We start from the raw sequence: 12,510 nt of genomic DNA on the forward strand, positions 1-12,510 counted from the left end.
TTCGGTTCTCCTGTTGAATTGAGCGGTCGCATCCTAGACCAGCGGGGGACGCGGGGCTAGGCGGGCAAGATGCGGATTACCGACACCGATATCGCGCTCGCCAACGCCTTGGCCGATGCCGCGGGCGCTGCGATCCGGCCGCTGTTCCGGGCCGCGCACGGGCTGGAGATCAAGGACGATGCCTCGCCCGTGACGCTCGCCGACCGCGCGGCGGAGACGGCGATGCGCATGCTGCTTGTCGCCGAAGCGCCGCGTGACGGCGTGATCGGCGAAGAGTTCGGGATCGCGTCCGGCCAGTCGGGGCGCGACTGGGTGCTCGATCCGATCGACGGGACACGCGCGTTCATCGCGGGGCGGCCGATCTTCGGCACGCTGATCGCGCTGATGGTCGATGGCTGGCCGGTACTCGGGGTGATCGACCAGCCGGTCATCGGCGAACGCTGGGTGGGCGCGGTCGGACGATCGACCCGGTTCAACCGCGCGCCGGCCGCGACCCGACGGTGCGCGAAGCTGAGCGAGGCATTGCTGGCGACCACGTCGCCGGCATTGTTCGATGCCGGTCAGCGCCCCGCCTTTGACCGGCTCGATGCGACCACGCGATCGACCGTGCTGGGGGGCGATTGCTACAATTACGGCTGCCTCGCGTCGGGGCATCTCGACGTGGTGGTCGAAGCAGGGTTGAAGCTCCACGATTTCGCCGCGCTGGTGCCGGTGGTGGAGGGCGCGGGCGGGCGGATGTGCGACTGGTCGGGAGAGCCACTGACCGCCGACAGCGCGGGCGAGGTAATTGCCGCCGGCGACCCCGCGCGGATCGACGACATCATCGACGTGCTGGCCGGCCACGCGCGATGATCGGCGCGCGCCGCCGGGCGGATCAGAAGATGCCGAGGACCTTCTTGCGCTTCGGGTTGCGGTCGGTGCCGAGGCGCTTTCCGTCATCGGTCTTGGCGGTCGTGCCGGTGCCGACATCGTCGCGCGGCTTGCCGCTGGTGGTGCGCTGCGCCCCGGCGGTGGCGCCGGCCAGCACCGGACCGCACGCCGCGCTCTTGGCATCGCCGACATCGACAAAGGCCAGGACCGCGGCGAGCGGGCTGGCGAACAGCCCCAGCGCCAGCCCGGCGCCGGCGCGGCCGACCAATTGGGGGCTGATGACCGCGATTCCCGGTTTGGCGAAATAGCCGTTCAGCCCCACCGGCGACTGCCCGGAAATCAGCGAGAAGCGCTTGCCGTCGGCGCGGAACGCCAGGTCGAGGCTTTCGTCCTTGAAGCTGAAGCCGCCACGACCGAGGATCACGTTCTTCTGGGTATCGATCAGGATCGGGTCCGCCGCCGCCACCCCGCCGCGCACGGTGAAGCCGATCAATCCGCAATTGATCTTCACCGGTTCCTTCAACCGATGCTCGAACATCTTCTGCACGAAGGTGCCCAGGTCGAGTTCGGACAATTGGACATTGCGGGTCCAGAACGATCCCTGCGGCATGATGAAGGCGATCCGGCCGCTCGCGCCGGCGAGCGAATCGTGGATCGTGTCGCCGCGGCCGTTCAACTGGATACGGCCCTTGATCGTGCCCGATGTTCCCGCCTCGTCGACGCCGTAGCCGGCCAGCAGCCGCCCCATCGGGGTCGGCGACAGGCGGATGTCGTAGCGGTCGGCCGCCGGCCGCTGGCGCGTGTCGAAGACGATATCGGACGCGACATGGCCGCGCGCCATCGCGAAGGTCAGTGGCGACAGAACGAGGCGGCCGCGGTCGAGCGCCAGCGTCAGGTCGACGTCGGAGATCGGCACGTTGCGCGATTTCACGACGCCGATCGTCCATTTCAGGGTGGCATCGAACACCTGCATCGTCGCGATCGGTAGCGCGGCGTCGGGCAGGATGCGTTGCGGCGCGGCGCCCGTGGCGGCGGCGGCAGCGACGGCGCCCTTGGCCGCGACGATGTCGGGATTATAGCCGATGAACGGCGCCGCATCGACGATATCGAGCGATCTGGTCGCCAGCACCGAATCGAGCGTCAGGCGATCGCCGTTGGTGACCGTCAGCCGTCCGGCCAGGTCACTGTCGCCGAAGGTGCCGCTCAGCTGGGTGAACTTATAGGCATTGCCGGACTTCACCAGCTGCGCCTTCAACGCATAGGTGCGCGTGATCGGGATCGCGACGTCGATGATGCCCAGCAGTTCGGCCAGGTTGCGGCCGCGCGCGCGGGTCTGGAGCGGCACGCCCTCGACATCGGCGATCGAGGGCAGCGTGCCGGCGACGTCGATCACGTTGTTCGCCGCCCATGCCCTGAGCGTCAGCTGGTTCTTGCCGCGATTGACCGTCGCATCCGGCGACAACAGCCGCGCGACGAGGCGGAACGGCGTGTCGCGGATGCGGCCGGTGCCCTGCAGGCCCACCGCCTTGCCGATCCGCGCATCGGTCGAGGTGATCGTGTCGATCTTGAGATCGGCGAGCAGGCGCATCTGCGAGTCGAGATAGCGGACGCCGGTGCCGGCCACCGTCGCGCGATCGATCCGCGGCAGATCGAGCGGCTTGCCCCCCTTTTTGTTGTCGCCGAACGTCCAGGTGTTGGCGGTGTGCGCGCCGTTCCATTCCAGGTCGACCGCGCCGCCGGTCAGGTCGAGCCAGTACAGGCGCCGCTTGCCGAACAGCAGGCTGAGCGGGGCGATCCGCGTGTCGATCCGCTGCGCCTGGAACAGGTTTGGCCGGGTCGCCCATTGCGGGTTGGCGATGGTGAACCGCTCGGCATAGAATTTGATCTGCAACGGCGCGAAATAGAGCTGGAAGTCGCCGCGCACGGTCACGGCGCGTCCGGTCAGCTTGCCGGCAATCGATTCGAACGGGTGTTTCAGGAACCGCCCCTTGGTGATGAACAGCACCAGCCACACCAGGAACAGCACCGCAACGATGCCGATCGCGACATTGCGGGCGATCCGCCACGGGCGGCTCAGCCATCGCCTGGCAGGCGGTTGGCTCGATTCGGTGGGTGCGGTCGTGTCCATGGCGAAATGAATCGCGCGAGGGGCGTCAAGGTTGCATTTGGCGTTAAGCGAGGTTATGCGCGCGCCTTTCCCGAGCGATTGCGTGAAGGACTGCCCGGCCATCAAGGGCTGCCGCGGCTGTCCGTGCGATGCTCACAGTGAAAGGACGAAAATGCCCAAGCTCAAGACGAAGAGCGGCGTCAAGAAACGCTTCAAGCTCACCGCCACCGGCAAGCTGAAGCACGGTGTCGCCGGCAAGCGCCACCGCCTGATCAGCCACAACGGCAAATATATCCGCCAGAATCGCGGCACCACGGTGCTGGCGAAGGCCGACACTGCGACGGTTAAGGCCTGGGCGCCGTACGGCCTGGGTTGAGGGAGGATTGAACGATGGCACGCGTCAAACGGGGTGTTACCACCCACGCCAAGCACAAGAACATCCTCGAACAGGCCAAGGGCTATCGGGGCCGTCGCAAGAACACCATCCGCGTCGCGCGGCAGGCGGTCGAGAAGGCCGGCCAATATGCCTATCGCGACCGCAAGGTTAAGAAGCGCACCTTTCGCGGGCTGTGGATCCAGCGGATCAACGCCGGCGTGCGCGCCGAAGGGCTGACGTATTCGCAGTTCATGCATGGGCTGAAGCTGGCCGGCGTCGAACTCGACCGGAAGGTCCTGGCCGACATTGCGATGCACGAAGAGGCGACCTTTAGCGCGATCGTCGCCCGGGCGAAGGCGGCATTGCCCCAGGCCGCCTGAAGGAACCTGCAGCGACTGAGACGAGGGGGCGTCGGTGGTTTGCCACCGGCGCCCTTTTCTTCCGGCGCCGCATGGCTAGGGTGCAGCTCCGTTCTGGCTGAGCCTGTCGAAAGCCCTGTACGTTCTTCACGAGCGAAGAAGTGCAGAGCCCTTCGACAAGCTCATGGCGAACGGTTCTGATGAGGACCGGATGACCGATCTCGACCAAATGAAGACCGACCTGCTCGCGAGCATCGGCGATGCCGACCTCGTCCGGCTGGAAGCGGTCCGCGTCGCCGCGCTCGGAAAGTCGGGGAGCGTCACCGGCCTGCTCAAGACGCTGGGCGGCATGTCGCCGGAGCAGCGGCAAGTCGAGGGACCGCGTATCCAGGGATTGCGTGAAGCGGTGGCCGGGGCGATTGCCGCACGCCGGGCGATGCTGGAGCGCGCCGATCTCGACCGGCGGCTGGCGAGCGAGACGCTCGACATGACGCTGCCTGTCGATGCGGCGCCGATGGGCACGATCCACCCGGTCAGCCAGGTGATGGACGAGCTCGCCGAAATCTTCGCTGACCTTGGCTTTGCGGTCGCGACCGGGCCGGAGATTGAGGACGACTGGCATAATTTCACCGCGCTCAACATCCCGGAGACGCATCCGGCGCGGGCGATGCACGACACCTTCTATCTCAAGGAACCGAGAGCGGCCGAGGGCGGGCAAAACCCGCCGCCCGATGGCGATGGCTTTGCCGACGCGGCAGGACGCGCGAAGCACATGGTGCTGCGGACGCACACCTCACCGGTTCAGATCCGCGCGATGCAGGCAGCGGGGGGCGACAAGCCGATCCGGATCATCGCGCCGGGGCGTACCTATCGCTCGGATTCGGACGCTACGCACACCCCGATGTTCCATCAGGTCGAGGGGCTGGTGATCGACAAGGGCATCACGCTCGGCCATCTCAAATGGACGCTGGAGACTTTCCTGAAGGCGTTCTTCGAGCGCGACGATGTCGTGCTGCGGCTGCGCCCGTCCTATTTTCCCTTCACCGAACCGTCGGCGGAGGTCGATGTCGGCTTCTCCATCGTCAACGGCAAGCGCGTGATCGGCGGCGCCGAGGGCTGGATGGAAGTGCTGGGAAGCGGCATGGTACATCCCGAGGTGATGATCGCCGGCGGCTATGATCCCGACGAATGGCAGGGGTTTGCGTTCGGCTGCGGGATCGACCGGCTGGCGATGCTAAAATACGGCATGGACGATCTGCGCGCGTTCTTCGACGGCGATGTCCGCTGGCTCAAGCATTACGGTTTTGCCGCGCTTGACGTGCCCACGCTGTCGGGCGGGGTGGGGGCATGATCCTCCACCGTCGAGGCCGGTTGACGTGGCGCAAGCCATTCGCAAACCGATATTACGCCCCCGGCCTGCGCCGGGGCGACGGATGTCCGACATGAAGTTCACGCTGGGCTGGCTCAAGGAGCATCTGGCGACCGACGCCTCGCTTGACGCGATTGTCGGGGCGCTGACGCGTATCGGGCTGGAGGTTGAGGGCGTGGACGATCCGGGCGCCAAGCTCGCCGCGTTCAAGGTCGCGCGCGTGCTGGCGGCGGAGCGTCACCCTCAGGCCGACAAGCTGCAGGTGCTGACGGTCGATGCCGGTGACGGCGCCCCGCTTCAGGTCGTGTGCGGCGCGCCCAATGCGCGTGCGGGCCTGATCGGCGTGCTCGGGCTGCCCGGCGCGACCGTGCCGGCCAACGGCATGGTCCTGAAGGTGTCGGCGATCCGCGGCGTCGAATCGAACGGCATGATGTGTTCGACGCGCGAGCTCGAACTCGGCGACGATCATGACGGCATCGTCGAACTGCCCGAGGACGCGCCGGTCGGGATGCCGTTCCCCGATTATGCCGGGCTGAAAGATCCGGTGATCGAGGTCGGCATCACCCCCAACCGCCAGGATTGCATGGGCGTGCGCGGTATCGCCCGCGACCTTGCGGCGGCGGGATTGGGAACATTGAAGCCGCTCGCGGTGCCGGGCGTGCCGGACCTGGGGCCAGGGCCCGATGTGCGCACCGACGATCCGGAGGGCTGCCCGGCCTTCTACGCGCAGGCGGTCTCGGGCCTGACCAACAGCGACGCACCCGGATGGATGCGCCGGCGGCTGGCGGCGATCGGGCAGAAGCCGATCTCGGCGCTGGTCGACATTACCAACTATGTCTCGGTCGATCTCGGCCGGCCGCTACACGTCTATGACCGCGCCAAGCTGTCGAGCGGTCTTGTCGCGCGCAAGGCGACGCCCGGCGAGCAGGTGCTGGCGCTTAACGGCAAGACCTATACGCTCGACCCCGGCATGACCGTGATTGCCGACGACATGGCGGTGCACGATATCGGCGGGATCATGGGGGGCGGGCAATCGGGCGTATCGGCAACGACTGCCGAGGTCTTGATCGAATGCGCATGGTTCGATCCCGATCATATCGCGCGCACCGGGCAGAAGCTGGGCCTGACCAGCGATGCCCGCCAGCGGTTCGAGCGAGGCGTGGATCCGGCCTTCCTCGACGAGGGGCTGGCCATTGCGACGGGGCTGGTGCTCGATCTGTGCGGCGGCACGGCCAGCGGCGTGACGCGTGCGGGCCGGCCGCCGATCGCTGCCCGCACGATCCGCTATGATCCGGGTCGCACCGAAACGCTCGGTGGCCTTGCCGTAGCGCCCGATCGCCAGCGCGACATTCTGACGCGGCTTGGCTTTGCGGTCGATGATCACTGGCGCGTAACGCCACCGCCATGGCGCCGCGACGTCCACGGCTCCGCCGACCTGGTCGAGGAAGTCATCCGGATCGAGGGGATCGACAAGGTCGCGCCGGTCCCTTTGCCGCGCCCACCCGGCGTGGCGACGCCCACCGCGAACCCCGACCAGAAGCTGGAGCGGCGCCTGCGCCGGGCCGCCGCGGCGCGCGGGCATGACGAGGCCGTCACCTGGAGCTTCGTGTCGCAGACCGAGGCCGATGTGCTGGGTGGCGGCGCCTGGACGCTGGCCAATCCGATCAGCGAGGGGTTGAAGGTCATGCGCCCGTCGCTGCTCCCCGGCTTGCTCGCGGCGGCGGCGCGCAACCTGAAGCGCGGGGCGGGGACGGTACGGCTGTTCGAGATCGGCCGCCGCTATCTGGCCGATGGCGAGCGCCCGACCTTGGGTCTCGTCCTTGCCGGCGAACGCCGCGCGCGTGGCTGGCAGGGGGGCAAGGCCACGCCGTTCGACGCCTTTGACGCCAAGGCCGAGGCGCTGGCGCTGCTCGCGGCGGCGGGGGTGCCGGTCGACAATCTCCAGGTGATGGAGCCGGAGGCGATCGCCGCCGGCACCCCCTTCCACCCCGGGCGGTCGGGCACGCTGCGGCTGGGGCCGAAGACCGTGCTGGCGGCGTTCGGCATGCTCCACCCGCTGACCGCCAGGGCGTTCGACCTGGACGGGGCGGTAGCCGCTGTTGAGCTCTATTCCGACGCGATCCCGGCCAAGCGGCTTGCCGGCTTCATGCGCCCGGCCTTCGCTCCGCCCGCCCTGCAGGCCGTCAGGCGGGACTTTGCCTTCACGGTGCCGGCGGGGCTGACCGCCGAACGGCTGGTTCGTGCCGTGCGGGCCGCCGACAAGGCGACGATCACCAACGTGCGCCTGTTCGACGTGTTCGAACGCGACGGCGTCCGATCGATGGCGGTCGAGGCGACGATGCAGCCCGGCGAGCGGAGCTTTACCGAGGCCGAATTGCAGGCGATCGCCGACCGGGTGATCGCTGCGGCGGCAAAGCTGGGAGCAGTGCTGCGTGGCTGAGATGGGAAACAGGCGCACCGCGCTGGTTACCGGCGGCACCTCGGGCATTGGCGAGGCGACCGTGCGCGCGCTGATCGCGGCGGGATGGCGGGTGATTGCCACCGGACGGCGGCGCGCGCGGCTGGAGACGCTGGTTGCCGAGCTGGGCGCCGACCGGCTGTGTCCGGCGGTGTTCGATGTTCGGGACGAGGCCGCGCGTGACATCGCGCTGGCGGCGTTGCCGCACGACTTTGCCGACATCGACCTGCTCGTCAACAATGCCGGGCTCGCCCTCGGCATGGCGCGCGCGCAGGAGGCGGATGTGGCCGCATGGAAGACGATGATCGACACCAACGTCACCGCTCTGGTGTCTCTTACCGCGAAGCTGCTGCCGGGGCTGGTCGAGCGACGCGGCGCGATCGTCAACCTATCGTCGGTCGCCGCCAGCTACCCTTATGCCGGGGGTAACGTCTATGGCGCGACAAAGGCGTTCGTCCGCCAGTTCAGCCTGAGCCTGCGGTCGGACCTGGCCGGAACCGGAGTACGCGTCACCTCGATCGAGCCCGGCATGGTCGAGACTGAATTCACCCTGGTCCGCAACGGCGGCGACCGGGCCGCGTCCGACAGCCTGTATGCCGGCGCCGACCCGATGACCGGCGACGACATCGCGCGGACCATCCGGTGGGTCGCCGACCTGCCGCCGCACCTCAACATCAACACGATTGAGTTGATGCCGGTCAGCCAGTCGTTCGCGGGTTTCCAGGTCGTGCGCGCCTGATCGATTCCCGGCCCGCGAATTGTTGAAGTAGGGCGGTAAAGCATGCCAGAATGAGCGCGGGCGTCCCGCCCCAGGAGAAGGCATCATGGCCAAGAGCCAGAAGAAGTCGAACAAGGAGGTGCGCAAGCCCAAGGCCGAAAAACCGCCCAAGGCCAATGCATCCAAGCCGAGCACCAAAGGCAGCAACGCGTCGGTTCCGCCGACCAAGAGCTGATCCGTTTGCGGCTCCCGCTACTTCGGCAAGGATTTATCGCCCGCCTTATGGCACGAACACGATGGCGTGGCGTTCGGCCGGCATGAAACTAGCCATCCATTCGACGCTTGATTATTTCCTGGCCGAGCCGACCGACCTGCTGCTCCAAGTCGAGGCGGCGCATCTGCCCGAACAGATCGTCGAGAGCGGCAATCTGGTCCTGAGCACGTGCGATCATTTCGCGCGCATGCAGGCGCAGGACGCAATCGGCGAGCGCATCTGGCTGCGGGCGCAGGGCAGGTTCACCGCCGATTATGTCGCGACCGTCGACATCCAGCGGCGGCTGGCGGCGATCGAGGGACTGGCCGCGATGCCGCCGCACCGGTTGCCCGGGGAGACGGTGCCGTATTTGCTCGATTCGCGTTACTGCCCGGCCGGCGAGTTTCACAGCTTCGTCGAAGGCGAGTTTGGCGGGACGCAGGGCGGATCACGCATCGCGGCGCTGCGCGATTTTATCCACGACCGCTTCCGCTATGTACCTGGATCGAGCACCGGGGATACCACGGCGCGCGAGACGTTCGTCCGGCGCGAGGGCGTGTGCCGCGACTTCGCCCATATTCTGATCACCCTGGCCCGCGCCTCGGTAATCCCCGCCCGGATTGCCAGCGTCTATGCGGTCGGCGTCGATCCGCCTGACTTCCACGCCGTTGCTGAGGTGTTTCTGGGCGGCGAATGGCATTTGGTCGACGCCACGGGCATGGCGACCGAGGGGCAGATGGCCAAGATCGGCATCGGCCGCGACGCCGCGGACGTCGCCTTCCTTACCGCCTTCGGCCGCGCCGACATGAACAGCCAAAGGATCGAGGTCAGTCCGGCATAGGGGTCACCAGGCGCCGGCCCGGGCGCATCACGCGCCCAGGCCGGTATTCGTCGGGCGTCAGGCCGGTACGGCGGCCGCCGCTGCCTTCGCATTATCGCTGCCGACCGCAAGCTGGGTCAGCTTGTCGTTGGTGGCATATTCCTCGTCGAGCGTTTCCTTCAGGATCGCGGCGATCTCAGGACGGCCGAGCTGATTGGACCAGGCGATCAGCGTGCCGTACCGGGTGATCTCATAATGCTCGACCGCCTGTGCAGATGCGATCAGTGCGGCGTCGAGCACCGCCTTGTTCGCGATTTCGCCGGCTACTTCATTGGCTTCCTTGATGATTCCGTCGATTGCGGGGCAGGTCGCGCCCTTGGGCTGCTCGCCGATGATGTCGAACACGCGCTCGAGACGGCTGATCTGGACCTCGGTTTCCTTTAAATGGGTCTGGAAACCATTTTTCAGCACCGGGTCGGTGGCCTTTTCGACCATCTTGGGCAGCGCCTTGGTGATCTGGTTCTCGGCGTAGTAGACGTCCTGCAACTGGTGCAGGAACAGATCCTCGAACGTCTGGATATCCTTGGTGAACAAGCCCATGTCGTTTCTCCTCGGCGGTCAGTGACCGGATAGCGTCGCCGGACGCGAAAGGGGCCACGTCCGGCGTAGGGTTCCAACGGATCACCCGGCGCGAGGTTGCGTGACGACGCGCAGAATAGTGATGTTGATCAAGATCGGTGAAGGATGCCGAGGCGGCTCCCTCAAGATAGCGCTGTATCTGTTCGTTATATGTTCTATGATGCGCAAATGCAGCAGGGTTTCGATTTCCTCTCGGGCGATCTGGCGCGCTGGCAGGGGGTGCTGGCACCGGATGTCGCCGTGATCCTGCCCGCGGCACGACGGACGCCGATCGGGCAATTGGTCAAGTCGCTGATCAGCGGGCGGACGCGCGACGCTGTGTCATTGGCCGCGTATCACCGGCTCGGGCGGCACTTCGGCTCGGCCCCCGCGATCGCCGCGGCAACCCCCGCTACGGTCGAGCCCGTGATCGCGGAAGTTACCTTTGCCAAGGCGAAGGCCGAATGGCTGGTAGCGACCTTGGGGATGATCGCGGCGGAGCGGGGTAGTTTCGACCTCGCCTTTCTGGCCGGCGTGCCGCTCGATACGGCGCTTGCGTGGCTGGAGCGGCTACCCGGTGTCGGCCGCAAGGTCGCGGCCTCGACGTTGAACGCGAGCAGCCTGGCGCGCCCGGTGATGATCGTGGACAGCCATGTCCTTCGCGTGCTGCATCGGCTGCGGTTCGTACCCACGACCGCCGATGGCCGCGCGACGAGCCAAGCCGTCACCGCCGCGATGCCGGGGTGGGATGCGGACCGGTTCCTTGCCCTGCACATCGCGCTGAAGCGGCTGGGCCAGGATCGCTGCCGCTTCGAGGAGCCGATCTGCGGCGCATGCCCGCTGTCCGGGGACTGCCCGTCACGGCGCGATTGACAGCGGCATGCGCGATCCAACATGCCTGACCGGCATGAGCGATAGCGTGATCCTGCACCCAAGCTGGCTGGAGCCGCTGCGCGACGAATTCGCCAGCCCCTATATGCAGGCGCTGAAAACCTTTCTCGTCGCCGAGAAGGCTGCGGGCACGCGCATCTTTCCCAAAGGCGGCGCGTGGTTCCGCGCGCTCGACCTGACTCCGCTCGACACGGTGCGCGTGGTGATCCTGGGGCAGGACCCGTATCACGGGGAGGGGCAGGCGCATGGCCTGTGCTTTTCGGTCCGGCCCGGCGTGCGCATCCCGCCGAGCCTCGTCAACATCTACAAGGAGCTGCACGCCGATCTCGGCATCGCCCCTGCGCGGCACGGCCTGCTCGATCATTGGGCACGGCAGGGCGTGCTGCTGCTGAACGCCGTGCTGACGGTACGGATGGGTGTCGCCGCCTCGCACCAGGGACGCGGGTGGGAGCGCTTCACCGACGCCGTCGTCCGCCTGGTCGCCGCGCGTCCCGAGCCGACCGTCTTCATCCTGTGGGGCGCCTATGCCCAGAAAAAGGCCGCGTTCGTCGACGATGTGTCGCGCGGCGGGCGGCACCTGGTGCTGAAGGCCGCGCATCCCTCGCCGCTGTCGGCGCATGCCGGGTTCTTCGGTTCGCGCCCTTTCTCGCAAGCCAATACCTTCCTGGCGGCGCACGGCCGCGGGACGATCGACTGGGCGCTGCCGCCGCCCGACTAGCGCGGTGCCTGGAGTAAGTACCGGCCAGACCGGCCAGATGCCGCAGTGCGATGCAAAGAAGCGGCGGTGTATTTAGACTGGCCAAGGACGTACATAACGTGAAGTTCCGCCGCCAGCATTACCGGAACCTATCCGGTCAATGTGCAGATTTGATCGAGGCAGCGTGAAAAAGCTTCAATCATGCTCTCGCTCACCAGCGCCCATGTAAAGCGCGCGCCCGGTCTCGTTGTACAACTCGCTCATTGCCGCCATCCCCCTCTCCGCGTCGGCGGCGGCGATGAACGCGGTCGCTTCCTGGTTCTGCTTAGCAGCGAACTCGCGCACCTCGGCGGTGATCTTCATCGAACAGAACTTGGGACCGCACATCGAGCAGAAATGCGCGGTCTTGGCACCTTCCGCCGGCAGCGTCTGGTCGTGGTAAGATTCCGCCGTATCCGGGTCGAGCGACAGGTTGAACTGGTCGCGCCAGCGGAATTCGAAGCGCGCGCGGCTCACCGCGTCGTCGCGCATCTTCGCCGCCGGGTGGCCCTTCGCCAGATCGGCGGCGTGGGCGGCGAGCTTGTAGGTGACGACGCCGACCTTGACGTCGTCGCGGTCGGGCAGGCCGAGATGCTCCTTGGGGGTGACGTAGCAGAGCATCGCGGTGCCGTACCAGCCGATCATCGCCGCGCCGATGCCGCTGGTGATGTGGTCGTAGCCCGGCGCGATGTCGGTGGTGAGCGGCCCGAGTGTGTAGAACGGCGCCTCGCCACACACCGCTAGCTGCTTGTCCATATTCTCCTTGATCTTGTGCATCGGCACATGGCCGGGCCCCTCGATCATCACCTGCACATCCTGCGCCCACGCCCGGTGGGTCAGCTCGCCCAGCGTGTAGAGCTCGGCGAACTGCGCCTCGTCATTGGCGTCGGCGATGCTGCCGGGGCGCAGGCCGTCGCCGAGCGAATAGGCGATGT

At 67.1% G+C, this 12,510-nt stretch carries 13 protein-coding genes; 10 read left to right on the top strand and 3 right to left on the bottom strand.

Annotation, left to right across the window (positions count from 1 at the left end):
- The first annotated feature begins 69 nt into the window (after nucleotides 1-69).
- Nucleotides 70-852, top strand: coding sequence for a histidinol-phosphatase (gene hisN / locus ACFE7K_RS06985; protein WP_375397458.1), 783 nt, complete (start codon nucleotides 70-72; stop codon nucleotides 850-852).
- Nucleotides 853-874: 22 nt separating this feature from the next.
- Here the strand turns inward: hisN and ACFE7K_RS06990 are convergent, their stop codons facing one another.
- Nucleotides 875-2,998: an AsmA family protein gene (locus ACFE7K_RS06990; protein ID WP_375397459.1), complete on the bottom strand. Its 2,124-nt coding sequence runs from the start codon at nucleotides 2,996-2,998 to the stop codon at nucleotides 875-877.
- 151 nt (nucleotides 2,999-3,149) lie between these two features.
- On the opposite strand from ACFE7K_RS06990, the gene rpmI reads away from it, so the two are divergent.
- The 7 genes from rpmI to ACFE7K_RS07025 all read left to right on the top strand — a co-directional run bounded on the left by rpmI (nucleotide 3,150) and on the right by ACFE7K_RS07025 (nucleotide 9,351).
- Nucleotides 3,150-3,353, top strand: coding sequence for a 50S ribosomal protein L35 (gene rpmI / locus ACFE7K_RS06995; protein WP_375397460.1), 204 nt, complete (start codon nucleotides 3,150-3,152; stop codon nucleotides 3,351-3,353).
- Nucleotides 3,354-3,367: 14 nt separating this feature from the next.
- On the top strand, nucleotides 3,368-3,733 hold the full coding sequence (gene rplT / locus ACFE7K_RS07000) for a 50S ribosomal protein L20 (RefSeq protein ID WP_375397461.1): 366 nt from the start codon (nucleotides 3,368-3,370) through the stop codon (nucleotides 3,731-3,733).
- 190 nt (nucleotides 3,734-3,923) lie between these two features.
- Complete coding sequence (pheS, locus tag ACFE7K_RS07005; RefSeq protein WP_375397472.1) at nucleotides 3,924-5,063, top strand: phenylalanine--tRNA ligase subunit alpha; 1,140 nt, start codon at nucleotides 3,924-3,926, stop codon at nucleotides 5,061-5,063.
- A 91-nt stretch (nucleotides 5,064-5,154) separates the two neighbouring features.
- Nucleotides 5,155-7,521 carry a phenylalanine--tRNA ligase subunit beta gene (pheT, locus tag ACFE7K_RS07010; RefSeq protein WP_375397462.1) on the top strand — a complete coding sequence of 789 codons (2,367 nt, stop codon included), beginning with the start codon at nucleotides 5,155-5,157 and terminating at the stop codon, nucleotides 7,519-7,521.
- Between the two features lies 1 nt (nucleotide 7,522).
- Nucleotides 7,523-8,278: an SDR family NAD(P)-dependent oxidoreductase gene (locus ACFE7K_RS07015; RefSeq protein ID WP_375397473.1), complete on the top strand. Its 756-nt coding sequence runs from the start codon at nucleotides 7,523-7,525 to the stop codon at nucleotides 8,276-8,278.
- A gap of 85 nt (nucleotides 8,279-8,363) precedes the next feature.
- Nucleotides 8,364-8,492, top strand: a complete 129-nt coding sequence (locus ACFE7K_RS07020; protein ID WP_375397463.1) for a hypothetical protein — start codon at nucleotides 8,364-8,366, stop codon at nucleotides 8,490-8,492.
- 82 nt (nucleotides 8,493-8,574) lie between these two features.
- Nucleotides 8,575-9,351, top strand: coding sequence for a transglutaminase family protein (locus ACFE7K_RS07025; RefSeq protein ID WP_375397464.1), 777 nt, complete (start codon nucleotides 8,575-8,577; stop codon nucleotides 9,349-9,351).
- Nucleotides 9,352-9,408: 57 nt separating this feature from the next.
- Here ACFE7K_RS07025 and ACFE7K_RS07030 read toward each other — a convergent pair whose 3' ends face one another.
- Entirely contained in the window at nucleotides 9,409-9,930 is a 522-nt protein-coding gene (locus ACFE7K_RS07030; protein WP_375397465.1) for a ferritin-like domain-containing protein, read from the bottom strand.
- A gap of 207 nt (nucleotides 9,931-10,137) precedes the next feature.
- Here ACFE7K_RS07030 and nth point away from each other — a divergent pair, with 207 nt between their 5' ends.
- Together nth and ung are read left to right on the top strand one after the other, a co-directional pair.
- Nucleotides 10,138-10,821 (top strand): endonuclease III domain-containing protein, encoded by a 684-nt coding sequence (nth, locus tag ACFE7K_RS07035; RefSeq protein WP_375397466.1) that lies wholly within the window; start codon nucleotides 10,138-10,140, stop codon nucleotides 10,819-10,821.
- Between the two features lie 34 nt (nucleotides 10,822-10,855).
- A complete protein-coding gene (ung, locus tag ACFE7K_RS07040; protein ID WP_375397467.1) occupies nucleotides 10,856-11,557 on the top strand; it encodes a uracil-DNA glycosylase in 702 nt (233 codons plus the stop codon).
- Nucleotides 11,558-11,731: 174 nt separating this feature from the next.
- Here ung and ACFE7K_RS07045 read toward each other — a convergent pair.
- Nucleotides 11,732-12,510 (bottom strand): phosphomethylpyrimidine synthase ThiC (locus ACFE7K_RS07045; protein ID WP_375397468.1); only part of this gene is annotated, 779 nt, incomplete at its 5' end.

Source organism: uncultured Sphingomonas sp., assembly GCF_964244265.1.
In the GTDB taxonomy this organism is placed as follows: domain Bacteria; phylum Pseudomonadota; class Alphaproteobacteria; order Sphingomonadales; family Sphingomonadaceae; genus Sphingomonas.